Origin of the sequence: Moorena sp. SIO1G6, assembly GCF_010672795.1 — a bacterium.
GTDB classification, from domain to species: domain Bacteria; phylum Cyanobacteriota; class Cyanobacteriia; order Cyanobacteriales; family Coleofasciculaceae; genus Moorena; species Moorena producens.
Genome location: NZ_JAAHFZ010000042.1, coordinates 25,399 through 51,864, shown reverse-complemented (window position 1 = coordinate 51,864; position 26,466 = coordinate 25,399). Strand labels below are relative to the sequence as shown.

Below are 26,466 nucleotides of genomic sequence, written 5' to 3'. Positions count from 1 at the left end.
TTCACCCCACTAAAATCTGCCCCAAACGACTGTTCCATTGGTTTCCGGATACTCTCAGCAATCGGCATCCCCGACCCCCTTGCCTGTTGGATTGAGCTTTCCAACTCTGGGGTAGCCGCCATCCCACCTTCAACAGATTGAAGCTGCACCATTGGCTTCCTCATCAGTTCATCTTGCTGACCTTGAGCTTGAATCGAGTCTGGTTGAGTGGAGAGACTATCAAGTGGTGCGTTAATCCGATCCACTACTTCCGATGCTACTCGGTCAGCTTCAAGCTCATACTTATCCCCAGCTTCACCAATAGTCAGCTTCGCCTGTACTGGATTGCCCTGCTGCCAATGACCCATTAACTCATGGGAAAGTCCCCTAAACATTGGCATTCGCTGAATTGACTGCCCACTAACAGGGGAGACACCACTCAACAGAGGATCTTGGGAACGATGAACTTGTCGAGATTTGTCTGGCTGGGATTTAATTAGATTACCCAGTGCTCGGTTGCCGATTATCCCTTGCAGTTCCTCTATGGGGTCGTATGTTGGCTTCCTACTTCCCGATACAAGAGACTGATCTCGAGCTTGTGTCGTTCTGGTTTGGCTTTGTCGTAGATTACCCATGAGCTTGGTTAAATTAAGAGTCGGCAAACGTCACATCATCATCATAGAGCCGAACAGTGACTGGATCAAGAACAGTATCATAAAACTACTTTGGCAAGTGGTCTACTATCAGCGTAAGCTTTGGAATCTGAATTGTTATATGATTATAAGTAAACTAGAAAAAAATAACAATGGCAGCCAAAGATAAATTTCATGCTGCGGTTAGAATCGCCCTAGAAAAGGAGCAGTGGAAGATTACTGATGATCCGTTGCGACTGGAAGTAGGCGGAACCAAGTTTGAAATTGATTTAGGTGCGGAGCAACTGTTAGCAGCAGAGCGAGGCCAAGAAAAAATTGCTGTTGAGATTAAAACCTTCTTGAGTGATTCGCCACTGACGGCTTACCATGCTGCCTTAGGACAGTTTTTGAATTATCGGCTTGCCTTAGAAATCAATGATCCAAATCGTATTCTATATTTAGCCGTACCTGTGATTGTTTATGAAGCTTTTTTTAAGCGAGAATTTGCCCAAATTTCCGTAGAAAGATATCAAATTAAACAAATTATTTATGACCCGATTCAAGAGGTAATTGTTAAATGGATAATGTAGAGTTTTATCGCCAGATCATTCAGTCGTTGTTGACGGATTATGCTGCCATTCCCATCGCCAATGGAGTGATTGATTGCTACACGGTTTTTGATACTAAACAAGACCACTACATGGTAATGACTGTGGGATGGGATGGCTATCGGCGGGTCTATGGTTGTGTTTTACATTTAGATATTAAGAAGGGAAAGATTTGGATTGAGCAAAATATGACGGAAATGAGAATAGGCCAAGAACTTATGGCTCGAGGGGTAGCGAAGGACGATATTGTGCTGGGGTTTCAAGCACCAGAATTTCGGCAATATACGGACTATGGTGTTGGATAATTTGTAAGCAGTCAGCTATCAGCTGTCAGCTGTCAGCTATCAGCTATCAGCCAAAGGCCAACAGCTGACAGCATTAGGCTGAATGCTTACCATTTTATTAAGTAGGGTGCGTTAGCGGTAGCGTAACGCACCGAAAATTAGTAGGGTAGGGTGGGCAAATATTTAAACTTTGGCAATTTAATTGAGGAATCATCGACCTTTGCCCACCAGCATGGTAGGGTGGGCAAATATTTAAACTTTGGCAATTTAATTGAGGAATCATCGACCTTTGCCCACCAGCATGGTAGGGTGGGCAAATCTTGAAAATTTGGCAATTTAATTGAGGAATCATCGACCTTTGCCCACCAGCGTAGGGTGGGCAAATCTTGAAAATTTGGCAATTTAATTTAGGAATAATGTCCATTTGCCCACCAGGGTAGGGTGGGCAAATAGTGAAAGTTTGGCAATTTAATTAGGAATCATCGACCTTTGCCCACCAGCATGGTAGGGTGGGCAAATCTTGAAAATTTGGCAATTTAATTAGGAATCATCGACCTTTGCCAACCAGTAGGGTAGGGTGTTGGATAATTTAATCGGATCTTCAGCGATCGCATTTTTAGTAGGGTGTGTTAGCGGTAGCGTAACGCACCGAAAATTAGCCTATAGTGTTAGCGGTAGCGTAACGCACCGAAAATTAGCCTATAGTGTTAGCGGTAGCGTAACGCACCGAAAATTAGCCTATAGTGTTAGCAATAGCGTAACGCACCGAAAATTAGCCTATAGTGTTAGCAATAGCGTAACCCACCGAAAATTAGCCTATAGTGTTAGCAATAGCATAACCCACCGAAAATTAGTCTATAGTGTTAGCAATAGCGTAACCCACCGAAAATTATTAGATGTGGCGGTGCGTTACATTTCATTAACGCACCCTACAAGAGATGCGTTCGCTCCCTACTCCCTACTCCCTACTCCCTACTCCCTGTTCCCTATTATTGACTATTTATGTCCTGAACTTATAAACGTCTAAACTATGCTTTCACAAAACCTGAAAATTGTTACTCTGCTCCCCAGTGCCACGGAAATTGTCGCCGCTTTAGGATTAACTGATGCCATTGTAGGGCGATCCCACGAATGCGACTATCCCGCAACCATCAAAAATCGACCTGTCTGCACCGAGGCTCAAATCAACAGCAACAAACCTAGTGCCGAGATTGATGATGATATAAACAATCTGGTAAAACGAGCCTTGAGTGTTTACCAAGTAAAAACTGATGTTTTAGAACAACTGCAACCAACCCACATTGTTACTCAAGATCAATGTGATGTCTGTGCTGTCAACTTCGATGTGGTCGAGAAAGCAGTTGCTAACCTTACTAATAGCCAGCCTCAGATAATTTCCTTGCAGCCAAACTTGCTAGCTGAAGTTTGGGCAGATCTTGAGCGAGTTGCTACCATCTTGGGAGTAGAGTCACAATCTTTACTGAAGCAATTACAGTCTCGCGTCGAAACCTGTAGGCAAAAGACACAGGAAATCTCGGAAAATCACCGCCCTACTGTTGCTTGCATAGAGTGGACTGATCCTCTCATGGCTGCTGGTAACTGGATTCCTGAATTAGTGACCATTGCAGGTGGTAATCCTGTGTTTGGAGCTTTAGGTAAACATTCCCCTTATCTGGAATGGGATGCTCTAGTAAAAGCTGATCCAGACGTAATTATTGTAATGCCTTGCGGCTTTGATTTGGAACGCACAACACAAGAAACCCAACAGATGGCTCAACATTCGCAGTGGTCAAGTTTGCAAGCGGTACGCCAGGGTAAGGTTTTTGTTACTGATGGTAATGCGTATTTCAATCGTCCAGGACCAAGACTAGTCGATTCAGTAGAAATGATAGCGGAAATTTTGCATCCAGACCTGTTCACCTTTGGTTATCAAGGCAGTGGCTGGGAACGGTTTGAGGTAGGAAATGCTTAAGTGCGATCGCATTTTGTAGGGTGGGCATTGCCAGTTTCCCACTCCCCTACCTGCCCGAATTCACCAAAGCAATGCCCACCAAAAAGTCAAGCTACCCACAGTTAATCTATAGCGTTTCTCATACCTATGAGGTACAGTATTCATGGGCGCTTATTACCTTAAGACCTTCTTACTTCTGCCTTCTGCCTTCTGCCTTCTGCCTTAAAAGGATAAGTTTTGTCCTCATGACTCTGAGAATTGCTATAAATCAGGCAGAACAAGGGAACACCTGCAACTCATAGGTTAATTTAAACTGGTCTATTTCAGAAATAATACTAGGCTCCAGCATCTCTTCATTTAAGATTAATTTATCTCCCAAGCGCTGCAATACAACCGTTTCATAATTAAATAGCAAAACAGCTTCTCCGACAGTCTGCTGTAGCAAAGTTATGGTTGCTCGGATCAGAGTACGCAAGCCCCCTTCATAATCTTGATTGGGATTAATCCGAAAACCAACAACTAAAGTAGGTCGAAAACCAAAGTTTTCCTCAGTAACATCTTGTTCCCATCGATCTTCTACATCAGCATTAATAAGTATTCCTGGTGCTTTTAAGTTGTCTTGTCGCCACTCCAAACCTAACTTTGTAGCTAAGATGTTTAAGGCTTGTTGAGGCTTAAGCTCAGTTACCATCTCTAGGTCAAAATCTAAAGCCATGCTAATCTCTCCTGTCTGTACAAAGGCTAGGGGAAAAATGGAATAACCTTACCATTTATTATCATAATAATCTCCTTAAGATTGTCGATTGGTTTTCTGGCCAGAATATCCTGTAATTCATCAGGATTTACATTGGTGTCATCAAGATTAAGTACAATTCTCTCTGCTTGTCTTCTCTTGACCTTTCTACTGATACCCTTACGAATTTGGTCTGGGTTGGAAGCAGTGCGTACACATTTTGTAGGGTGGGCATTGCCTGTTTCCCACTCCGCTACCTGCCCGAATTCACCAAAGCAATGCCCACCAACCACAGATAGAAGATAGTGCGATCGCATTTTGTCGGGTGGGCATTGCTTGTTTGCCACTCCCCTACCTGCCCGAATTCACCAAAGCAATGCCCACCAACCGCAGATAGAAGATAGTGCGATCGCATTTTGTCGGGTGGGCATTGCCTGTTTCCCACTCCGCTACCTGCCCGAATTCACCAAAGCAATGCCCACCAACCACAGATAGAAGATAGTGCGATCGCATTTTGTCGGGTGGGCATTGCCTGTTTCCCACTCCCCTACCTGCCCGAATTCACCAAAGCAATGCCCACCAACCACAGATAGAAGATAGTGCGATCGCATTTGGTAGTGCGTAAGCATTTTGTCGGGTGGGCATTGCCAGCCCTACGATTAATTATGATTACCTGTCGGTGGGCAGTGCCTAGTCAATCTCTCTAAAGGTTGACAATTTTTCATAGGCACTGCCCACCCTACGATTAATTATGATTAATTATGATTAATTATGATTAATTATGATTAATTATGATTAATTATATCAAAAATGTAGACAAATAAAATATATTTTATCTTCCTTATTATCCCTTCTACCACACTGCTAACTCTTACCAAATTTTCTCCATATTTCGTAATAAAAAAAATTCCTAAACCCCTTGACAAATAATTAATTTGTTAATATATATAATAATATACCCAGTTTCAAGGTATAGTTTCCAATGAGCAAAAACATTAATCCGAACTCTGAAAACCCAAGTCGCAAATCTAAGAAAGTCAAGCACATATTGATCGGTTCTCCTGAGGAGGTTAAGAAGACAATTTATGCCATTTATTCCCTTAAATACGCCTATCCCGACGAGTGGAGCAATCCGGAGCCTACCGGAAAGCCTGGAGAGGTTATGACCTTTTTGATTCGATATTTCTACGTAGACTAGGATAGGAATTTGCCAGGGTTTTACGCCCTGGCGACAATGAATAGTGAAAGTTGTTTTGTGGTCAGCATATGCGCTACGCGCACGCTACTTGAGGTGCGGTCAGCGGTCAGCGGTCAGCGGTCAGCCTTGGCCACAAGCCTTTGGCTGATAACTGATAACTGATAGCTGATAGCTGATAGCTGATAGCTAACTCGATCAGAATCTACTAATTGATCAAGAGTTATCTAGATTTGAGTGCAGCTCAGCTGTATTGGAAGCTTATACCATAGAATTCGGTCAAGCATTGGAGTTAACCAGAGCTTGACCGATTTTTTTTATTGCTATAGTTATAGAAGCATTTAGTAGGGTGGGCATTGGTTATTTCAAACTTCCAATCCTTCAATGACATACATTAGCAGCATTTGGTAGGGTGGGCATTGCCTGTTTCCCATCTCCCCTACCTGCCCGAATTCACATAAGCAATGCCCACCAAGCGCAGATCGCATTTGGTAGGGTGGGCATTGCTTGAAACCAACTCCCAACCCTGCCCGAATTCACCTGAGCAATGCCCACCAACCTTTGAAATAATATAGTGCGAGGGGCACTAGTATTTGATCATCACGCTATAGGTTATTTTAACTTCTTCACCGGGGTTGATACTAATCGGAAACTCTACTGTTTTTGCATCTAGTTGATTGTAACTATGGCTGGTTTTTAAAATTTTCCAGTCACCACTAAATCGTTCCACAACCCATACTTGTGCTTGGTCTTCTTTGCGATTGCGGATGGAAATCTCAACGCTGTCTTCTGTCACCCTGTTAGAGATTTGTTTGTGAGCCGTGCGTTTGCGATCGCCTACTACATCAAAGGAGTCACCAATATATAAACCGACCACCTCATCCCTTGGTGTATGATCAATTAAGTCTTCACCTAAAAACTGTAAGTTACCGCGCCGATCAGCTTTATAAACTCTTACCTTTCCCTTAGGCAAAGGCATCCCCATATTATTAGTTTTAGTATTAGCCAACTCTAGGATAACATTAACTTTATCCTGGTGGCTGTCCTCTCCTTGCCCTGGAGGATTTATACGACTATAATACCACTGTTTGCTACTATCAAATATCAGTTTACGGTTTACCTGTACCTCTGCTGCAGAAAGTAATGTCATCTGTTTGGTTTCATTATTTTGTACAGTAGTTGTGCCATCCAAGGTGTAGAGATGATACTCAAAAAACGTTTCTTCTTCAAACTGAGGCTGGGCAGATCGTGCCTTGACAGATTTTAACATCATCACTTGTGCTTGTTCATATTCTTCCACCCGACGAACATCCCCAGCGATTAACTGCAACTGACTGTTTTCATAGGTAGCACCGCTGCGATTGTCCAACGTTACCCAGCCGGTGATATCTACCTTGCTCTCATCGTCACTAACAACTGCTACATAATCAGCTTTCCAGGTAATGGCATTAGCAATATAGGAAACTTCCGTAGCATGGTCTCCTGCTTCACTTACCTCAAGTTTCCAGACCAGAGAAGGACGAGAGACTAATCCCTCTGGCATTTCATTCAGCTCCATTTCACCAGAGGGATTAAGCACAACGTTCCCATTAGGCAAACGAATAGCTAGTTTCTGTGACTGATTGCTACCTCGATAGGAATTTTGGCTAGCCACCGTCACTTCAGGAGGATTCAGCAGCTTACCTTCGAGTATCTCTATCTGTCCATCTGGGTTGACTCGTCTGAAGCGGATAGTCTTGCCAACTGATTTATTCAAGATGGTTATTGGATTAAGTAAATCATACTGGTAGTTTTGTTCACGCACCATCACACTATTAGGTGCAGTCACGGATTTGAAACTAATTGAAGTCGGGTCGATTTGTGCTGCCACATCCTCGTAGCGTACTAAGTTTGTACCCTGCTTCAGAGAAAGCTGGCGCTGCTCCCGGACTACGGCGAAGTTTTGATTATAGATAGTTAGGGAAAAGCCTTGGCTCTGTTTGGCTGTGGAGATAATCGGGTTGTCTGCCATGGTTATTCTAATTTAGGTTATAGCCTCTAGGTTTTAGGCAATAGGATTAAGACTATCGTTTGCTAGCCCCGGCTCAAACACGGAGGCTGTCAACTGCTTTGCTTATACCTAAGACCTAATACCATTAGTCTAATCCCTATAATTTATGTTATAATTACCGTTTTTATGCTATCCCTCAGTTCATAGGTTATTACCCATTACCTATAGCTATTATAAATAGGTTGTGAACTATCACGGAGGCAGGATGCCAACAATAACTATTATTTTGGGTTTCTGGATGTTCACAACTCGTTTATAAACCCTAGCCCATTACCAAATAACTCTAGGTAGCGTTCCTGAGGCTAGTATTGATGTCAGCTATTAGCTATCAGCTATTAGCTATCAGCGTGTCGCGTATCAGCTATCAGCCATTGGCCGTAGGCGACGCTACTTGAGGTGTTTATGCGCTACAGATGGTGCTACTTGAGGTGCTTTTGAATAAAATAAGCTGACTGCTGACGGCTGACTGCTGAATGCTTAAGTATTGATTAATCTTATTTACTTTTAAGACTTAAGAGTGCCAAATCGATTAAGCCAATTTGGCGCTTATTGACTAAATTCAGTCAATTTTGTCTTATGCGATCGCACGCCGATTTTTCGGATTACAAAAGTATGCAAAAGTAAGCGTTTATATATAGATGAATCCTGGTTAAAGTTTCGCTATTTCCACTCTATATATAAACCAAACAAGTCATATTGGCCACATGATTGATTTCACAATACTTAAACTATTAATTAAAAGTATTATGGTCACGGGTTCATAAGGATAGGTTTTTAGAAATCATATCCACCTACCTAGAGGTAAGGTAGTAGAGTTGTCAAGAGACAAAAATGACAAAAATAAAAATCAGACTATCGAAAAGTCATGACCAGGAATTCGATATCACATTGATCATATCTAATCAACCAGAAGACCTGAGAGGTTTTTTACCGCCCCAACCACCAGATTTGCAATCATCATTCAATCAATGGCTGTCCGGCTATCGTAGTTTAGAGGGTGTACGCCTCGAACTCAAAAATGTGATTGTTTCTTCCGATGTTCAGAGCCAGGCTAGGGAAGTGATAGCCTGGGTAAATGAATGGCTCAACTTTGGCAGTAGCCAATGGCAGCCGATCCGGGATAAATTAATCGAAGTAGGAAGCCGATGGCAGGGTGCTAAAAAAGAAGAAATGTACATCATCCTTGATTTTCCCGAGGAGAAGTTTATTCAATTAGGTCGTATCCCTTGGCAAGAGTGGGATTTGTTGAAAAACTACTACTCAGACTCTGAAATAGCTTTAAGGCTTTATGGTAAGCAAGCTCAGACAATTATTACCATTCAAAAATATTGGAAAGTCCGAATTTTGCTGGTTGTGGGAAGGAGTGACGACATCCAAACCGAAAACGATATCAAGATAGTTAAAAATTTAGAAAAAAAAGGAGCAGAGGTTAAGTTATTACTTCAGCCTACCAAAGAAGAACTATCGGAAGCACTTTGGCAAGAACCAGGCTACCAGATTTTCATCTTTAGTGGTCACAGTAGCTGTGATGAGGAGACGCCAATTAGCTGGCTTGAGTCAGGGTAAGCGCAAAGAGGTAGACCAACCGATTCAAAGGATGCAGCCAAAATTAAAATTGAAATACGAGGAAAATGAAACTGAACTACCAGGCTCTGTTACTGGAATAAAAATGTTATTAAACGGGCAGTTATATTTTGCTCAATCCTCTCGGTACATCACAGATAAAGAAAGTTACCAGGCCAGACAAAATGGCTTTAGTATCAGAGCAATCCCCGTCGCCATTAATGGTATTGCTATAGCGGTTAATCCTAACTTAAAAGTAAGCATTCAGCAGTCAGATGACCGCTGAGAGCTGACTGCTGAATGCTTACAAAAGTAAAAAGTCAAAATTAACAATTAACAATAGGGCTCCTAAATCAAATGTGATAATTTTTGATGCCATATTCCCTACTCCCTACTCCCTACTCCCTGTTCCCTTTGGAAAAGTAAAAATTAACAATTAACAAACTTCCATCAGCACATCCTGATGCATCCTTGCCCGGTCTACCAATGACTGAATTTGATCTTTAGTCAATGGTTCACCATTAGCATAGTGTTCTAACCAGGTTTTACTAATCACATTGGGGTCATCTGGTAAACTAGCAACATCCCATCCAGGTAAATCCAGTTGCTCCATCAAGTAGTTAACTTTGGGGTCATAACTGAGGGCAAAACATCGACATTCTTCCGCTGCTGCCATAATCAAACTGTGGTAGCGCATCCCAATCGCCATTTCCACCCCCCGAAATAATCCTTTCAATTCTCTAGGGTCTTCTATAGAAAAGATCTGATGGGGACCCGTTAACTGAGACGCAATAGATTGGGCAATGGCCAAATCTCGGGAAGCTTGGAAAGGGACTAATAAAATACAGGTTTGTGTGGCTTTCTGAAAATCCACTAAGGCATGGGTCAGATTATTCAGGCGTTTGGGAGTTAGGGTAGAATGCGATCGCAAAGTAACTGCTACTCTTGGTGCTGGTAAATCCCACAATCCTGGTACAGGTTTGGAGTCTAATGCCCAAACTGGATCCGGAGCCATAATAAAGGGAATTTCCCAATCTGCTAGGAGTGTCGCTGAGCCATAATCCCTGACACTGACTGCTGTACATCCGGTGAAGGACCGCTGGGCTAGCCAACCAATCAGCCGACGCTTAATTGGACCAACCCCCTGGGCCCAAGCAATGGTTTTCAGACCCATCCTTTGGGCTAATCCCATTAAACCACAGTAGTAGAGAGGGCTAGCGGCACTAGTCACATCTTGGATTAAACTACCACCCCCCCAGATGAATAGTTCGGAAAGGCGCATAGCTTTGAGCACTGGTAGGGTAGACATGCGATCGCAACTTTCCACTCCATAGCGCTGACGAGTTTGACTAGGGTTACCGGAAAGGACTATCGGCTTCACTGACTTTGGTAGCATTTGCAGCAGTGACGCTAACAATGCTTCATCGCCACCGTTGCCCTTGCCGTAATATCCACATAAAACTGCTTTGACTTGCTTCATGCCTTCAACTCGTCTTGGCTACTACTCCCCATATTCCCATCCGTGAGTGTAAAAAAAATACCAATTAAAGTAGGGTGGGCAAAGTAATATTATCTAGAATACTCATTTGAACCAAACTGTTTTTGCCCACCCTACAAGCTATATTCCCATCTGTTAACCGATCCGTTAACCCATCAATTGCCCCTGATTGCATCCTATTGCATGGGATCAATAGCGTGTAAAAAAAATACCAATTAAAGTAGGGTGGGCAAAGTAATATTATCTAGAATAGTCACGCATAACCAAACTATTTTTGCCCACCCTACCAGCTATATTCCCATCTGTTAGATCGATTAACCCATTAATTGCCCCTAATTGCATCTTATTGCATGCGATCAATAGTACGATATTGAATGGCTTCAGCAACATGTTCAGTTTTAAGGTCATCATTACCACTCAGGTCGGCAATGGTACGGGCAACTTTGAGAATACGGTCGGTGCCTCTAGCAGAAAGACCAAGTTTGCGAATAGCGCTTTCTAATACATTACGGGAAGTATCATCTAATTTACAGAATCGACGTAGATGATGGCTTTGCATCTGAGCATTGCAATGAAGAGTCGGTTCAGTTTGGAAGCGGTCACGAGTGCGATCGCGTGCGACTTGGACTCGTTCTCGCACCGGTGCTGATTCTTCTCCTGTAGACTGTCTAGTGATTTCTTCAGGTTTAAGCCGATTGACAGCTACTTGTAAATCAATGCGATCCATTAATGGTCCTGATAGCTTCGACCAATATTGTTCCCGTTGGCGAGGGGAACAGCTGCAGGGTTGAATTGGGTCACCAAAGTATCCACAGGGACAGGGATTGGTACTAGCCACTAAGGTAAACTGAGCAGGAAACTGTACCGATTGGCGGGTGCGGGAAATAGTGACTTGTCCGTCTTCCAAAGGTTGGCGTAAGAACTCTAACACATTGCGCTTGAATTCTGTCAACTCGTCTAAAAATAGAACTCCCCGGTGGGCTAAGGAAATTTCCCCCGGTTTCGGAAAACTACCACCACCGACAAGAGACGGACCAGAGGCGGAATGATGGGGACTGCGAAAAGGGCGATCGCAGATCAGTTTGCCGCGATTTTTCAATAAGCCAGCAACAGAATAAATTTGAGTGACCTCCAAAGCTTCAGCAAAACTCAACGGTGGCAAAATTCCCGGTAATCGTCGCGCCAACATGGTTTTACCACTGCCAGGAGGACCGACAAAGATTAAATTATGTCCCCCAGCCGCAGCAATTTCTAAAGCTCGACGCCCATGAGCCTGACCTTTAACATCCTTTAAATCCGGTGCAGTAGACTGGGTTACTTGCAACTCCCCCACGCTATCAATCTCTACCGGTGAATAGCGGTTTGGCTGGTCAAGGAAATCAGCAACATCGGATAGGTGCTCAAATCCATACACAGTGATGCCATTCACCACTGCAGCTTCTGTAGCATTGTCAGCAGGAACCACTAAGCCACTAATTCCCATTTGCTTTGCTGCCGCAGCAATTGGAAGTACACCAGCCACAGGTCGCAAACTGCCATCAAGAGACACTTCTCCGAGAAATAGGTGGTCTCCCAATAACTGAGGATTTAACTGTTCCGATGCCGCTAAAATCCCGACACTGATTGGTAAATCAAAACTAGGACCTTCTTTCCGTAAGTCAGCCGGGGTCAGGTTAATCACAATCTTGCGTATCGGAAAAGCAAAACCAGCATTTTTCAGTGCTGCTTTCACCCGTTCTCTAGACTCTTGGACAGCGGTATCCGGTAAACCAACGACTACAATTCCCGGTAAGCCACCAGACACATCTACTTCAACCCCTACTTTTACAGCATCAATGCCGATAATTGAACCACTCCAAACCCTAGCCAGCATAGTGTTAGCCTGATAAGTGTTTTGGGACAAGGAAAATCAAATAAGGGGAGAGTAGGAAAACTCCCCATCTCCCCATTACCAGTCTCACTTTTTCCTTCGTTTCTCTTTTTACGAACCTTCACTTAAAGGCAAGTATAGTGCTTATCGCCTGGAGAGTTTAACCGGGAAATTACATAAATCAAGAGTACTGATCTCCTTTCCATAAAAGGGATGTAACCTAGGATTTTCCGGGAATCGGGACTCGGGAATCGGTAATTGGGACTCGGGAATCAGTAATCAGTAATCAGTAATCTTACGACCATTAGCCATTAGCCATTACCTATTACCAAAAATCCAGGGACTATTTGGGAAGACATTAATCGAAGTTGATATTACAGATAGTTTTCCACTAACGCAACAATTATAGTAGACCTCTTACAAAAGTATTGTTCTGATAGTGTTTGTCTCAATTCTTGTTCAGGTGATCCGCTGCTCCGAAGTTCCCTGTTCCCTACAACTGCCGCCAAGTCTAGTATACTGAGGTTGGGTTGATAGGAATTACCCATGCAGTCGTTTGAACCAGGTTTTATTGAGCGCCAGCTGATTACTCAAAATCTACTGCGTACTATCCGGCTGATTGGTGAATACAAAGGCAAGCAAGAACTGTTCAAAGAACAGTCACCCCAAGTTTTGCAAACACTACGTCAGGCGGCGATTATTCAGAGTACTGAATCCTCCAACCGCATAGAAGGCATTACAGTGCCCCTGGAACGCATCAAGGAACTGGTAGCGGAAAAAACTACGCCCCGCGATGAAGCTTCGCTTCCGCTAAAAGCGATCGCTCCGAACAAGAAATTGCTGGCTATCGAGATGTACTTAGTACCATCCACAGCAGCTATGCTAACATCCCTTTCACTCCAGGGGTGGTGTTACAGCTGCATCGTGACCTTTACCAGTTTTCTGTTGGTGAGGGTGGGCGCTGGAAGTCGGTAGATAATCAAATCAGCCAAACTTACCCAGATGGTACAAAGGTTGTGAGGTTTCAACCACTTGCGGCTTATGCTACACCATCCGCGATGGAACGCTTGCACGAACAGTTCAATCGCCTCTGGCAGTCTGAGGAATTCGAACCCTTACTGCTCATCCCCACCTACGTCTTGGATTTTCTGTGCATCCACCCTTTTAGTGATGGAAATGGACGGATGGCTAGGCTGCTGACACTATTGTTACTATACAAAGCTGGTTACGAGGTGGGGCGGTTTATTAGTTTGGAACGCATTGTAGAACGCACAAAGGAAAGCTACTACGATATACTTTACCAAAAACTTTGGGTCTAAAGCCCCATCCTTCTAGGACTGCTTTTCCATGTGCTATAATAAGAGTATAATTAATAAACTTTTCTTTAGATAGGTATGATCTAATCATAAGTAGACAACGTAAAAAATATGTATTAGATACGTATTGCGTAATTTGGTCTAACGACTATAACGTCTATGAAAAATTAGATCAGAAAAAGTATCTGTCTATCCATATAAAAAGGTACGGTGGGGCACACCGAAACCTGGATCCATGATCTAAACGCTCGGGGAGATTTGTCCTCTACTTTTCCTGGTTCCGGCAAGGGATAGCAAGACGAGTCGTAGATCCAAGAATCCCCGTTCTTCTAGGACGGGGAGTGTCAACAGTCCTCCCAAAGCTGGCATCAGGGACAGCATAGTTTGTTACCTTGGTGGGAGTATTTTCTGGGAGTGTCGGTGCTATCGGCGTACCGGGATTTTGAGCAACGGGTTGGGTTAGTAACCTCAACCAAAGGCGCTAAAACAGCGATGGTGCTAGATGCCATTAACAATATAGTTGGAGATTTTTCGATCAAGCATTTAAAGGAACAATGTCCTACTGTAGGAATTGACTTAATTCGCCGTATCTTGCGCCAGGAAAGGAACGCTGGGCGGCTCGAATGCCTTGGGCGAGGGCCAGATGCCCGTTGGCGGAAGAAATAGGTACTGTACCTATTAAATAGGTACTGACAAGCTATTTAGTACCTATTAAATAGGTACTGACAAGCTATTTAGTACCTATTTAAGGGGAATTTCCGTTGGAGAAGCTGTGTGCTCAGGCTTGTGTTCGCACCTTCAAAGCCCCGTGGCAACCACAACCGTTGCTCATCTGAACAAAATACCAGCTTTTTTTACCGGCGTTGCTGAATTATGGTATGATTTCACTAACTGGCGATGTTCCAAAAGAACCGCAACGCTTTTTGAAAAATCCATCACATCAATCACAGTTCACTTCTAAAGGCCGGTTTCCGCCTATTGAGAAAACCCCGTTTGGGGAGTTGGGAGTTGGTTGGGAAGGAGTTCCAGTGGAATTATGAGCGTTCGCGTAGCGTGCGCCGGTGCCCAATCGCTTAGAAGATTAGATTCACTCAACCTCCCGCCATCGGGAGGTTGTAGCCATAGTCTCACACTCGTGGGATCAAGGGTTGCTTTCATGTCCGAGTTTGTCGCCTTCTCACTTCATCTGATTTCTGGAGCAAGCGATTGCCAATCATCTTGTTCGATGCGAGCCACTAACTCAAACCACCCTTTCCCATCCGGTCGAAATACTACTGCTTCTCCCTGAGCGACTTTTAAACCTGTTAGAGCCTTAATGTTTGTACTGTGGGCAGATAAAACCGTATTCGTCCCTACCCTGGGGACTGTCTGTAGCATCTCATGAAGATTTTTCCAAAGCCCTACTGGATCATAACTGGGTGTATCTGGAATAGCGTTTAGGCTTTTGATAACTTCGATCTCCGCCACATCCTCATTGAAAGCATACCAAAGTGTTTCGATGCAGCGACAAGCCGGACTTGCTAAGACTCTACCTACAGGGATGTTGAGCTGTTCAAAATGCTCTCCAACATTCTGCATATCGACCAAACCATCCGCACTTAAGGGTCGTCCAGGATCTAAACACTCTTGAAACTGGTCAGGCAATTGGTCAATCGCATCTGGTCGCACATGTCTGACCGCATTTCCGTGTCTAAAATAAATCACATGACCCCCTTTTTGCAAAGCACTCAATAGTTCTGCGGCAGTAGAGTCACCCTCAATCGTAAGTGCTTTTGCTTCTGGGGACGAGCTTTGCAATCCCACAAGAGCAAGGCTTAAGGCGACAACAGCAGAACTAATGAAACTAAACCCTTTGATGCTATTCCTTTTTTTCATGATTAATTAATTAGTACAGGTTAGTACAGGGCAAAGGCATCTAAATTTTATTGACATCCGTCATTGGTAATTAGTCAGTTGTTGTTTTGATTTCATGGTGTTGCTGATTATGGCTATGATTCTGCTCCCCTAGCCCCTTAATTTTGATACCGCTGGCGAAACATTTATTAACAAGCTGAAAGCCCTAACCAACCGGGGCTTTACCAAAATCAAATGACCGCGCATTCACACTTCAATTCAGCAACATCTGCCACAGATTGTGATTGAGCTAGCGCAACTTTTTACACCTAGACCTGGGTGCGCTATTGCTGCACCCAGGACAGGATGTTGAGTTTAGTTATTTGGATAAGATTCAGCAGGTTTTTGGGAATCTTCATCTGTGAGAGTTTTGTAAGGCAGGCCGTCAAACTTATCACTTTTACTGACTCGATAGTAGGCGCTCACAAAGGTCAATACAAAGATGATCCAGATACCAACACCCCAAATTACATACTTATGTAGTTGCTGGATCGATACTGTTTTTTTGGTGAGCTTAACTGTTGTTGTTGTTTGTTGCATAATACCTCTTTTGTCAGATCTGTAATCTTGTCACATATGTGCCGTGTGTAAGCATTCAGCATTCAGCTTTCAGCATTCAGCTTTCAGCTTTCAGCTTTCAGCTTTCAGCTTTCAGCTTTCAGCTTTCAGCTTTCAGCTTTCAGCTTTCAGCTTTCAGCTTTCAGCCAAAGGCCTGTGGCCAGGCTACTTGAGGTGCTTTTGAATAAAATAAGCTGAAGGCTGACCGCTGACCACTGACCACTGACCGCTGACCGCTAAGGGCTGAATCCTTACTGCGGTGTTAGATATGTCAGTGCTACTTAGGCATGAGCGGTAAATAGGGAAAAATTGGATGCCAGTTCATAATTGTGGCAGCGGCGATGAACGTAAATAGCCAAAAGATCAGGGTCTTTGCCTGGACTTGGCGATTCTTCCAAAGTTGAGCCAAGATCAACCAACTGAGAAGCCATCCTACTAGCATTACCGTTTCTTTGCCAGAGTAGCTGCCGATCTCGCCATAAATTGGATCTGGATTCCGACTGCCTGGAATCCAACCTCCTAGATCCCAAACAATTTTGTTCCAAACTTTGTAAATGGATGTTAGGTGTTGGTTAACCATCAACAGGAAACAACTAAATGCAGCGCTAATCAATGCTGCTGCTGCTGGTCCAGACAGGGTTGGGGGAGATTTAGAGCCAGAGGCTAAACCCTTTGGAAATTGTTTAAGCTGTGTCCAAAATTGGCTGTATAGAGGTTGACTAGAAAGGTCTTGAGAGGAGTGTTGAGACATTTTTGTTGAGCAATATTCTACAGAGAAAGAATTTTAAAAACAAAAAACAGCTATAGACCATGGGTTTTAGCGACATTGAGTCCGCTAATAAAACCACCCAGGGCGAAAAACATCATCGCCATCAAGGCAATACTGGTAGCTGCTAGTACAGGACGGTTTTTCTTCTCTAAAATTGAGTCGCCATATTTCCAGAGAACCCAGGTGCAGGCAACTCCCAGGGGCAGAGTAAACAGGACTGTAAATTCGTGATACTCCATGAATAGGTAATGAACCAGCGGAGTATTTTCTCTGATCCAGGCGCGCGCACCCCCCAGAGGAGCACGGTAGCGCATATAGGCCCAATTACCAGAAACGATTGCCAAAAAAGCTAAGCAAGATGACCAAAAGGTCAATGTGCGGACATGGGGCAAGATCTTAGCAGACCCTCTTAACAAAGGAAAAGCCAGATGTCCGGCATAGGCAATAACCAGCACCGCTAACATCGCAGCAGACCCATGGATAGCTCCCATTGTCCGTTGCCAGGGGCTAGGGCTTAACAAACTAACAACAGGTAAAAACAGGAATAGACCAGCAGATAGAATGCCAATGCCGTAGACACACACAGTTGCAATGTCAATCGATCTCGGAAAAGTTGAGGTATTTGATTCAATGGATGGTTGCACCATGATTAAGCAAGCAATCTAGAGCTTGATCAGTAGCAGGGTAAGCGTAAGAATGAATACTGACAGGTATTATCCTTAACAATATTGATAATAAAGTGCAATAGTCCTGAAAAGTGCTAAAAATAAAAGCTTAATATTTTCATAATCTTTGCCCTAGATCACATTTGGGCTCAATTTTTATTGCCCTTAGCCTGGTTATCAGTAGGCGACCTTTATAACAGCAATTTACGTTTTTTTGCTATTTATTAGTTTTATTAAGTAATGCTTTAACATATATTAGTAACTTGCAGACATCAAGATGTATTAATTTTTTATAATTACCCCTCTTCCCCCGTTTAGAACTCTTAACCCTTTTACTGGGTTTACACGCTTATCCTCTGTTCGTCTCTCCCTATTGCCTATATTTTTATGATAACAATTATGATAACAATTATGATATACCCATAGGGTAAATGCATCTAATTTTAGAATTAATATATATATAGTGTTTTTTTTATTAAAACAACACTATATGTAGAAAATGCCTGGTCAATAAGCACAAGAGCATGATCAGCTTATTCAAACACCTGAATATCCGGGGCATACATGTAGGGTAAGCGCAAGAAAAATTGAGCCAAATAGCGTTTGTATTTGAGTTGTGAACATAGATTGATGGTAAAAGGCAGCAGGCAGCAGGCAGCAGGCATCAGCAGAAAAGAGCTTGGAGGATTTTTTGATGTTATGAAAAATCAGCAAGATTGTTTATGACCTATTTATCAAAGCTATATAGGGCAAGGATTAAGACCATATTAAGCCTTGATCATCATTATTGCATTTTTTTATCAATATTTTTTAGAAAAATTATGCCTTATTGATTCTTGCCCTTACCCTGGCGCTTATAGCGTTTTCAAATAAGATGTGAAACTAGGATTGATGGTATAGCGTTGCGCTATACCTTCTTCAGAGCTTGGTCAAAGGCCGTCAACAGGGATTCCAGGGAAAAAGTAGACTTAGCATGGATATAACCCCGCTCGGCTAGCATATATGCAGCGATTGGATCACTGAGCAAATTACCAATGACCTTAGCCAGTGCTACTGGATCTCCTGGCGGTACCAAGTGACCAGTCACGCCATCCTGAATCAATTCCACTGCACCACCAGCAGCAGCAGCAACTACGGGTCGTTTTGCCAACTGACCCTCCACAATCACCCGACCAAAGGGTTCCGGTTCAGTAGAGGTATGGACTACAATATTGCAAGCAGACATCAATGCTGGCACATCATTGCGAAATCCCAGCATGTGAACACGACCAGCAAGTTCTGGTGCGGCAGCCATGGCTTTGAGCCGTGAGGCGTATTCCGCTTCACCAAATAGGGCTTCACCAACCAACAGGGCGTGTACATTGGGGAGTTCCTGTAAGGCTTCTAGTAAAATATGCTGACCTTTCCAGTAAGATAGCCGACTGAATACACCAACAAGTGGAGCATCACCAATACCGAGCTGGTCACGGATTTGAGCTGATTGATCCGATGCCAGATTATCGAAGGGGTCTGAAGCAATACCGCCGTAAACCAGTGTTACTAGGTCTTCACGTCCCCCAGCAGCGATAAAGGCTTGACCAGTAGCACGAGAATTGACCAATACTTGATATGCTCGACGATTAGCTAGGAAAACGGCTATGGCACGATTGAGGGAGCTAAAGTGTGGTGCGGTCACAATATCTCGCAGGTGCCAAACCACGGTCGGACCGCCCATCAATGTTGCGATCGCAGCAGCAATGAAAGCTTTTTGGGAGTTGGCGTGTACTAGCTCAAACTCACGTCCAACTGCTGCTATTCGACAAGCCATCCACCACAGGGGAGGTAATGCCTTGAGAGCGGCGCTGAGTCCCCCTGAACTCCTTACGGATAAGATGGCTTGGGGTGCAGGTATGACCTTGACCTTCACCTGTGCAGCTTCGAGCCGTTCCCGGAACGGGCCATCGGCAAACAGAAGTACTTCGCTGGTGTCCCGGTAGGCAATGGCGAGATCCAGCAGGCTCAACTCAGCTCCGCCCAAAACGGCGGCATGATCGACAAAAAGGACTCGACGGCGCTTCATAAGAGTGGGTAGTCCAAAAAGAGTGTTTGAAACGTGCAAAAGCTCACAGACTAATCTGATAACTGATCTGGGCTATAGCGTTTTCTAGTTTAATGAGGTACATTCATTTTTTTTCTTGCTCTGAAGCTCCCTGCTCCGAAGCTGCATGCTCCCTAAAAGCAAGAATAAAAGTACCTCACCTGATTAAAAATTGCTATAAGTGTTGATTAATCGATGGCAGCTTGATAAACAGATTTAATTCGTTGAGCAATCACCGGCCAAGTGTAATGCTCATGAACATAAGCTTGACAAGCCTCAGAGCTAGGTAGTTGACGCTGACCAGAAAATACCTCGATCATGCCCTGAGCAAGTTGATCAACAGAAGTCCCCTCAAACAATAAGTCTTCCGAGAAAGGCTGTAAAATTTCTGGAATACTATCTACAGGTGTTCCTAGAACTGGCGTTCCATTTACCAAGGACTCAATAACAATCAGACCAAAGCCTTCCCATGCCACGGTTGGCACAACTGAGAAAGTGGCAGCACGGTAAGCTAGGGCTAAATCTTGGTCGGACACAAAACCCAACAAGCGGACATGCTCAGTCAGTCCTAATGCTTCAATCTGTGCTTGCAAGGTTGGCATCAGTGTGCCTTTACCCGCTATCAGTAGCAGCACGTCTGGATAGCGCTTACGCACCTGATCCACTGCTGCAATTAAATTTTCTAAGCCCATGCGTTTAGCTAACCGTCGCACAGCTAAGATAATTGGTCGATCTTGAGGCCAGCCTAGTTTTGACCGTGCTTCCTGGGGTGTAATGGTGGTGTCGAAACGCTCGGTATCAACCCCCGGAGGAATGATGTGAATGCGCTCTAGTGGGATATGATACTCTTGGTGCAAGGTGTTGCGGAAAGCCTCAGAAAGTACGATAAACTGGGCTATCCGTTTGTAAGTCACCCGCTCTAGCATCCATTTTAACCGAGTCGCAACGGTATTGCTGCCTTCTACATGCCCTTCTAATGCCCAAGGCCCTTGGAAGTGCATCACCATTGGGCGACTGTCTAATTGATCGAGAATTGGAAAGGTATATAAAGCAAAGTGGGAGACTACTAGGGGGTAGTCTTCCTGCTTCAGCACTCGATGCATCGTCTGTCGGATACTGCTCCAGCGTTGCCAGAGAGGGGATTCATGGGTAGCAAAGGCTTGGACTTGACCACCGGAGTTTTCAGATACAGCGGTTGAGCCTGCCACTAAGCCATGCATCTCCACACCAGCTTGGGGTAAGTAACGAGTGCAATCGTAATAAACTCGGTTGAGTCCTCCTGCTTGTTCAGGGAACCAACCCATACCGATTTGAAGTGTTTTCACAGTACTAGAGCCTCGATAGTGTTTGTTAAAGCAAAGGGAGTAGGGAGTAGGGAGTAGGGAGTAGGGAGTAGGGAGTAGAGTGTGGGGAGAGGGGGGAGGGAAGAAGTAGTTTTCGAGCAGACTTGATATTAGGGGTCTATCTTTATGCGGTACATTAAAGCTTTAGCGTAAAAATCCTCTTCGGCAAATAGCAAGTATTCTCCATTTTTTATTCGCACTACTCTTAAGGCCATCGGGACATCCAGCCAACCTGTGGTTGATTTTACTTCTGGGCCGGGATTTATTTTGCCAATCTCTTGACCTGTGCGAAAATCATAAACTCGCACTTTAGGGTATCGATTCGGATCTTTTTCAAAACTATTATCGACATAGCCGACAAATAAATAGTCTCCATAAACAGCCATACTTTTCGGTAAATCTGGTCTGACTCCTTTGGAGTTTTGATTGTAAGCAATGACTATTTCACCGGCTTTTTGTGGCGCTTTACTCCAATTGATATATTTGACAGCTCTGTTACCAATCAATCCCCAATCACCCCTGGTATTAAACGTCGGAGAATATCCAGCAATATACATGGTATCGGTTTTTGGATGATACTCAAGTCGTTGAATAATTTTAAATTCCTTTGGCATTTCAAAGGATTTTTGGTGGTTAATATCGTAAATCGGGCTGCCGTAAGAATCAAACCGTTTAAGGGATAGTTTTTTAATCCCGTTTCTTGATGTACCTATCCAGATATTACCGTCATCATCAGGCCAAAATGCCCAACCCCGATAATTTTGTCCTTGATTATATTGACCTTGTTCAGCCTGTTCCTCTTGTCCATTACCGTTTTTATCTTGCCAATAGCGATAATCCAATTGACTTCCCCAAAATGAGGCAGTGGGAATAGCGACTTCCCCATCAGTTGCCGGATTAAACCGATAAACATGGATACCAGCTGACTCGGTATACATACTATTGGTAAACATCAGCTTCCGACCCTTAACCCGGCGAATCATCGCACCAGCATTATGCTTGATAGTCTTCTTAATTCGATTATCATTAGGATACTTAAAGGGATTAACGGTATGGGCGACATGAGTCCATTCTTGACCTGATGATTTACTGTAATCTAGTTTAAACTGTTGATTTTTCGTATGAACAACAGTTTCAGCCGCTGGATCAATATCAGGAATGTCAATAAATAAGAGACCTTGCAATTTCCAATTGAGAGTCCCATCCAGTTTGTAGCTATCCACGGTTAATCCACCTGCTTGCCAAGCGTAAATCCGACTGGGATCACTGGCGACATAAATATTATTATCCTGATCGACTCCAATCCCGGTAATGGAATTAAAATGTAAGGGTCTGATTTTTCCAATTTCCCGAGGACTTCCGGCATAAATTCCCCCTTTAACACCAAAGGTTCCATCAGGAGTTGGATTGCCACTGCTGTCTAGATTTTTAAATATTTTAATCTGATTATCAGGTCCACCATCTCCTACTAAGAGGCGATTTTGATTATCCACAACAATAGCTGTAGGGATGCTAACCGAATCAAGTTTGCCTTGAACTTTGCCCGTTTCTGTATTTAACTTAAGGATCTTATTGGTCTTGTTCTGAATAACCCACAAGGAGCCAGTTTTATCTAAGGCTAACTTACCCGGTTGATTTACTGACCATTCTTTAACCGGTTTCATGGTCTGGGCATCATAAACTTTGATTTTATTGTTAGGCGTATCACTAACATATAAGCGACTATTATCTGCTGCGATTCCCCGAATCAAACCTTGATTGGTATTGATAATCAACATACTCTTATCATAGCCATTACCCCCCTTAAACTTTGCTCCTTTATAATTACTTCTGTTATAGCGACGAACACAATACCATTTATCATCAGAATTAGGATACCCTACCCCATAGCGACCCTTTTGTGTCATCGCCATGTAAATATAGTTATCATTAACTGCGATCGCAGTTCCCCCGGATCGTCCCCAACCATGGGTAGCATCCAGTTGACCAAGAACATCACCATTTTTATAAACCCCCCCTTCTCTACCAGCTTCATCCCAGGGAGCATTACCATAAACCGTACCATCGGGACTTACAGCCATCGCTAACATCGATAGCTGGACATGTTTATCCTTGCCCGGAAGATCACCTCCGGGACCATAGGTATTACCGATCCAAGAGGTAGTGTAAGTCAAGCGTTGGCTTGGGTTGGATTCAGCAGTTATAGTGTCATTGTTGCTAATCACAGAATGGACAATAATTACCAAAACAGCGATCAGAGGAACAATCGCAGCATATTGCCATTCCGGGATACGTATTGACATAGTTTTTTCCCTGAACTCGAAACTATTTAAAAGACTGGAGCCTGCAACCTGGGGTAGCTAGCCGTCAAGCTTCCTTAGGAACGTTTTAGAAGCTGATGGTAGACAGTAATAATCTTCTCCACCATAGTGGTGACGGTTAGTTCCTCAATGTTTTGCTGTGCTGCACGTCTTAATCTATCCTGTTCAGACGGACTAGCCAGAAGCATCTCGATCTGATCTGCCAGTGCGATCGCATTTTTAGGAGGAACTAGCACTCCTGCCTTTCCGTAATCTAGTACTTCAGGAATACCATCCACCCTAGTAGCAACAATCGGGCAACCCACCTGTCGTGCTTCCATCAAAACCAGACCGAAAGACTCACGGTGTGAAGCCAGGACAAAAACATCCGCTGCCATCATGTAAGCTTGAGGATTTTTTTGAAAACCCTCGAAGTGGATACGATCAGCAACTGACGATGCCGCAGCTTGAGTTTCAAACATTTGACGGTCGGGACCATCTCCCACTAAGTACAAATGTGCCTTAGGACAACTCTTAGCGACCTGCTCAAAAGCGCTAATTAACTCAGTAATTCCTTTACGTCGGTTCATGCCAGCTACTGTCACAATAGCCGGATGTTCCAAAGCTTTAGCAGTGCAGGTATCTAAAGCAGGTAATCGGGGACTGCCTAGAGTGCAATTCTTGATCACAGGCATTTTCCCCATGGGAATACCCCGCTTAGACATCGAGATTGCTACTGCATCACTCACGGAAATCACCCGTTCAGCCAATCCCATCACTACTGAGCTACGTTGGTGAACATTGTGAATATGGGATACTAGCTTATACTTTGCTGAACCCCGTAGGAACCGAGCTAGGACTACTCCCGTCATCATGTGTCCATGGACAATATCTGGCTGAAATTCTGCGATTATCCCTCGATAACGCCCAGCAGCCTTGAGCAGATGCAACGGTTTTCGGGTCTGATCGAGTTCAAAGTGAGTGACGCCATAACGGCTTAGCAATGTTTCATATCCGCCGCCAGCAGAGGCAATAGCAACCTCATGACCCGCTTTGGCTTGCTCACAGGCAAGGTCAATTGCTACATTGACAATACCATTACCAGTTTGTTTAATATGGTTTAAGATATGGAGTATACGCATCAAACCCCTCCCAAAAAGTAAAGCAGCGCCATATTTGACCTATGAGTTAGTTAGGAATTGGTAGTTGAAACATCCGGCGTAAGCATTCAGCCGTCAGCCGTCAGCCGTCAGCCGTCAGCCGTGAGCTAAAAGCTCACGCTACTTGAGGTGCTTTGTGGCACAGGCCACAAGGGATTTGACTTTCGTGACTATTAAACCAATGCTTACCTGTTTGATTCAAAAGCTGATAGCATCTCAAGTAACGTGCCCATTCCCGTAGGGTGGCCATAGGCCAAGGCCTTTGACTGATAGCTGATAGCTGATAGCTGATAGCTGATAGCTGATAGCTGATAGCTGATAGCTGATAGCTGATAGCTGATAGCTGAATACTTACCATCCGGCTGTTCCTTTCCATCTCCTACTTCTGTTATTCTTCAGTCAGTGCTATTGATCAGAAAATTTTCATAATTCTTATCTTTAGCAGTCTTCACTTCAGCAATACTTTCCATTTCAGAAGAAAGCTTCTTTTGATGCTGGTGATACTTATGTGCTGCCATAGTTAGACCCAAAAATCCCCAAATATAACATCCCCCAACACCAAGCATAGCGCTACCAATCGGTAGCCCGATTAAATTACTCAAACCAATAGCACGAGCAGCACTCATGAAGGAATCACGGCGAATCTCAGGATATTGGAACACACTATATACCAGCAGGAGCAATCCACACATATACGGGAGAGTTCCAAACCAGCCTAGGGTAAAAAACATATCTAAAATGCCACTGTCAATCACAACGCTTCGGATTTCCCCTTGTTCGATAGTGAATGTATTTCCAATTCCATTACCTAGAGCCATAGAAAGAGCTTTGCCAAGACTCTTTTCATAGATCTGTTGTCTAACTTCCGCGCTGTGATCATTTCCAAGGTCAGAAAATGTTGCCAAACGACTACCAATTACCTCCGAGAATGGCTCAATCGTGGTTAACGGCACGATACAAATTCCCATGACCAGGATAGAAATAATGATGCGCATCTGGATTTTGGGTTTGAGTGAACTGGTCAGGGAAGCCAGTCCAAAGAACCAGCTCGCCCACATCGTCCGTGACAACGTGAGTAGAAAAGACAAGTAACCAGCTATGGAAGCAGGAATACGTAAAGGACTTTTATTATTAAATAACAACAGTAGACCCACCATCATGGTTGCGGCAAACGGTCCAGTGGAATTCATCGTGCTCCACAAACGAATACCAAACGGTTCGGGATTCCCCATAGAGAACATTCTGGCGTTAATCAGCCAAAATCGATCCCACTCTGGTGCAATCACATATTGCACTATGCCATAGACTCCCATCACCAAGACACCCCAGAGGAATGTGCGCTGAATGTTTTCGCGATAGCGAGGATAATCTCGCCAATTTATAAATAAGTAGAAACCTAACAGAATTGGGGTAAACCAGTCGATCAGTCCTCGAATAGCGAAAATAGGAGTGCTTTTAATCAGACCAATTATAAAGCCATACAAAATACTGGTGAATCCTAAAATAAAAGGCAAACCCCCCTGTTTATAGGCTCTAGGAAGGTATTTTAAAAAGGTATCCACAGTAATCCATGTCACCACAGGCGCTACTAGCAATACTGGACTCGGATTAACCCAGTTACTGCGATAGTCAATTAAACGACGAACCAATGGCATCAGAAACCATAGCCACCACATAAAACCTAAGTAGAGGACAGGATACCGTCGATAGAGAAAAAGACCCACAGCAAACCCTACCACAGGTAACAGAATACGCAGAATGCTGCCAGCACCAGCAATAATCCCCAGTATTGTAATCACAACAAATAACAGGATAGCTGTCCAAGCAGGGGCTGGTTCTAGTTTGATAGGAATTCCTTTTGTCATTAGGTGTTAGGGATTAGATACACAGTAGTTCTCAATTGGCTGAGGGAAAAAGTCCTAGGTTTTAGGGAGTAGGGAGTAGGGAGTAGGGAGTAGGGGTAATAAAATTAAATGTACTTAATAACTATTAGAAACGCTAGATCTGATAGATTAGAGATTA

27 protein-coding genes and 1 pseudogene are annotated in these 26,466 nt (G+C 43.8%); 11 read left to right on the top strand and 17 right to left on the bottom strand.

What is annotated here, in order from left to right:
* Window positions 1-614 (bottom strand): annotated as a pseudogene (locus F6K63_RS27400) (DUF4157 domain-containing protein); the annotation flags it as partial.
* A gap of 170 nt (window positions 615-784) precedes the next feature.
* Between F6K63_RS27400 and F6K63_RS27395 the strand changes: the two are divergent.
* Together F6K63_RS27395 and F6K63_RS27390 are read left to right on the top strand one after the other, a co-directional pair.
* Window positions 785-1,201, top strand: a complete 417-nt coding sequence (locus F6K63_RS27395) for a XisH family protein (protein ID WP_287313639.1) — start codon at window positions 785-787, stop codon at window positions 1,199-1,201.
* Entirely contained in the window at window positions 1,189-1,524 is a 336-nt protein-coding gene (locus F6K63_RS27390; RefSeq protein WP_287313638.1) for a XisI protein, read from the top strand. The genes F6K63_RS27395 and F6K63_RS27390 overlap by 13 nt, the downstream gene beginning before the upstream one ends.
* A gap of 137 nt (window positions 1,525-1,661) precedes the next feature.
* Here F6K63_RS27390 and F6K63_RS27385 read toward each other — a convergent pair whose 3' ends face one another.
* Entirely contained in the window at window positions 1,662-1,904 is a 243-nt protein-coding gene (locus tag F6K63_RS27385; protein WP_287254461.1) for a hypothetical protein, read from the bottom strand.
* 179 nt (window positions 1,905-2,083) lie between these two features.
* On the opposite strand from F6K63_RS27385, the gene F6K63_RS27380 reads away from it, so the two are divergent.
* Entirely contained in the window at window positions 2,084-2,530 is a 447-nt protein-coding gene (locus F6K63_RS27380) for a hypothetical protein (protein WP_287313636.1), read from the top strand.
* Between the two features lie 3 nt (window positions 2,531-2,533).
* Window positions 2,534-3,475, top strand: a complete 942-nt coding sequence (locus F6K63_RS27375) for a cobalamin-binding protein (RefSeq protein ID WP_287313634.1) — start codon at window positions 2,534-2,536, stop codon at window positions 3,473-3,475.
* A gap of 247 nt (window positions 3,476-3,722) precedes the next feature.
* Here the strand turns inward: F6K63_RS27375 and F6K63_RS27370 are convergent, their stop codons facing one another.
* The 3 genes from F6K63_RS27370 to F6K63_RS27360 form a co-directional block, all read right to left on the bottom strand.
* A complete protein-coding gene (locus tag F6K63_RS27370; RefSeq protein WP_287313632.1) occupies window positions 3,723-4,169 on the bottom strand; it encodes a SitI3 family protein in 447 nt (148 codons plus the stop codon).
* Between the two features lie 26 nt (window positions 4,170-4,195).
* Complete coding sequence (locus tag F6K63_RS27365; RefSeq protein WP_287313631.1) at window positions 4,196-4,534, bottom strand: CdiA C-terminal domain-containing protein; 339 nt, start codon at window positions 4,532-4,534, stop codon at window positions 4,196-4,198.
* A gap of 102 nt (window positions 4,535-4,636) precedes the next feature.
* Window positions 4,637-4,816 (bottom strand): hypothetical protein, encoded by a 180-nt coding sequence (locus F6K63_RS27360; RefSeq protein ID WP_131827158.1) that lies wholly within the window; start codon window positions 4,814-4,816, stop codon window positions 4,637-4,639.
* Between the two features lie 353 nt (window positions 4,817-5,169).
* On the opposite strand from F6K63_RS27360, the gene F6K63_RS27355 reads away from it, so the two are divergent.
* Entirely contained in the window at window positions 5,170-5,385 is a 216-nt protein-coding gene (locus F6K63_RS27355) for a hypothetical protein (protein WP_008181771.1), read from the top strand.
* 36 nt (window positions 5,386-5,421) lie between these two features.
* Window positions 5,422-5,547: a hypothetical protein gene (locus F6K63_RS27350; RefSeq protein WP_267872005.1), complete on the top strand. Its 126-nt coding sequence runs from the start codon at window positions 5,422-5,424 to the stop codon at window positions 5,545-5,547.
* 421 nt (window positions 5,548-5,968) lie between these two features.
* Here F6K63_RS27350 and F6K63_RS27345 read toward each other — a convergent pair whose 3' ends face one another.
* Entirely contained in the window at window positions 5,969-7,393 is a 1,425-nt protein-coding gene (locus F6K63_RS27345; RefSeq protein WP_008181773.1) for a DUF4139 domain-containing protein, read from the bottom strand.
* Window positions 7,394-8,263: 870 nt separating this feature from the next.
* On the opposite strand from F6K63_RS27345, the gene F6K63_RS27340 reads away from it, so the two are divergent.
* Window positions 8,264-8,998 (top strand): hypothetical protein, encoded by a 735-nt coding sequence (locus F6K63_RS27340; protein WP_287313629.1) that lies wholly within the window; start codon window positions 8,264-8,266, stop codon window positions 8,996-8,998.
* Entirely contained in the window at window positions 8,961-9,281 is a 321-nt protein-coding gene (locus F6K63_RS27335) for a substrate-binding domain-containing protein (RefSeq protein ID WP_287313627.1), read from the top strand. The genes F6K63_RS27340 and F6K63_RS27335 overlap by 38 nt, the downstream gene beginning before the upstream one ends.
* 150 nt (window positions 9,282-9,431) lie before the next feature.
* On the opposite strand, the gene csaB is transcribed toward F6K63_RS27335, so the two are convergent.
* Together csaB and F6K63_RS27325 are read right to left on the bottom strand one after the other, a co-directional pair.
* Complete coding sequence (gene csaB, locus F6K63_RS27330; RefSeq protein ID WP_287313625.1) at window positions 9,432-10,475, bottom strand: polysaccharide pyruvyl transferase CsaB; 1,044 nt, start codon at window positions 10,473-10,475, stop codon at window positions 9,432-9,434.
* Between the two features lie 361 nt (window positions 10,476-10,836).
* Window positions 10,837-12,366 (bottom strand): YifB family Mg chelatase-like AAA ATPase, encoded by a 1,530-nt coding sequence (locus F6K63_RS27325; protein ID WP_008181781.1) that lies wholly within the window; start codon window positions 12,364-12,366, stop codon window positions 10,837-10,839.
* A 543-nt stretch (window positions 12,367-12,909) separates the two neighbouring features.
* Between F6K63_RS27325 and F6K63_RS27320 the strand changes: the two genes are divergently transcribed.
* From F6K63_RS27320 to F6K63_RS27310, 3 genes are all read left to right on the top strand, one after another.
* Complete coding sequence (locus F6K63_RS27320; RefSeq protein WP_287313623.1) at window positions 12,910-13,338, top strand: hypothetical protein; 429 nt, start codon at window positions 12,910-12,912, stop codon at window positions 13,336-13,338.
* Complete coding sequence (locus F6K63_RS27315) at window positions 13,269-13,682, top strand: Fic family protein (protein ID WP_353813105.1); 414 nt, start codon at window positions 13,269-13,271, stop codon at window positions 13,680-13,682. The genes F6K63_RS27320 and F6K63_RS27315 overlap by 70 nt, the downstream gene beginning before the upstream one ends.
* Before the next feature lie 381 nt (window positions 13,683-14,063).
* Window positions 14,064-14,345, top strand: coding sequence for a hypothetical protein (locus F6K63_RS27310; RefSeq protein WP_287313619.1), 282 nt, complete (start codon window positions 14,064-14,066; stop codon window positions 14,343-14,345).
* 516 nt (window positions 14,346-14,861) lie between these two features.
* Here F6K63_RS27310 and F6K63_RS27305 read toward each other — a convergent pair.
* From F6K63_RS27305 to F6K63_RS27265, 9 genes are all read right to left on the bottom strand, one after another.
* A complete protein-coding gene (locus F6K63_RS27305; protein ID WP_287252091.1) occupies window positions 14,862-15,554 on the bottom strand; it encodes a histidine phosphatase family protein in 693 nt (230 codons plus the stop codon).
* A 333-nt stretch (window positions 15,555-15,887) separates the two neighbouring features.
* Complete coding sequence (locus tag F6K63_RS27300; protein ID WP_287313617.1) at window positions 15,888-16,112, bottom strand: hypothetical protein; 225 nt, start codon at window positions 16,110-16,112, stop codon at window positions 15,888-15,890.
* A gap of 295 nt (window positions 16,113-16,407) precedes the next feature.
* Window positions 16,408-16,881, bottom strand: coding sequence for a hypothetical protein (locus F6K63_RS27295; RefSeq protein ID WP_287313615.1), 474 nt, complete (start codon window positions 16,879-16,881; stop codon window positions 16,408-16,410).
* Window positions 16,882-16,931: 50 nt separating this feature from the next.
* Window positions 16,932-17,546, bottom strand: a complete 615-nt coding sequence (locus tag F6K63_RS27290; protein WP_287313613.1) for a hypothetical protein — start codon at window positions 17,544-17,546, stop codon at window positions 16,932-16,934.
* Window positions 17,547-18,471: 925 nt separating this feature from the next.
* On the bottom strand, window positions 18,472-19,623 hold the full coding sequence (locus F6K63_RS27285) for a glycosyltransferase (protein ID WP_287313611.1): 1,152 nt from the start codon (window positions 19,621-19,623) through the stop codon (window positions 18,472-18,474).
* 206 nt (window positions 19,624-19,829) lie between these two features.
* Entirely contained in the window at window positions 19,830-20,945 is a 1,116-nt protein-coding gene (locus tag F6K63_RS27280) for a glycosyltransferase family 4 protein (RefSeq protein ID WP_502708366.1), read from the bottom strand.
* A gap of 149 nt (window positions 20,946-21,094) precedes the next feature.
* Window positions 21,095-23,287 carry an NHL repeat-containing protein gene (locus F6K63_RS27275; RefSeq protein ID WP_008181792.1) on the bottom strand — a complete coding sequence of 731 codons (2,193 nt, stop codon included), beginning with the start codon at window positions 23,285-23,287 and terminating at the stop codon, window positions 21,095-21,097.
* 74 nt (window positions 23,288-23,361) lie between these two features.
* Window positions 23,362-24,426, bottom strand: coding sequence for a glycosyltransferase (locus F6K63_RS27270; RefSeq protein WP_287313607.1), 1,065 nt, complete (start codon window positions 24,424-24,426; stop codon window positions 23,362-23,364).
* Between the two features lie 413 nt (window positions 24,427-24,839).
* Window positions 24,840-26,309 carry an O-antigen ligase family protein gene (locus F6K63_RS27265; protein ID WP_287313605.1) on the bottom strand — a complete coding sequence of 490 codons (1,470 nt, stop codon included), beginning with the start codon at window positions 26,307-26,309 and terminating at the stop codon, window positions 24,840-24,842.
* Window positions 26,310-26,466 lie beyond the last annotated feature (157 nt).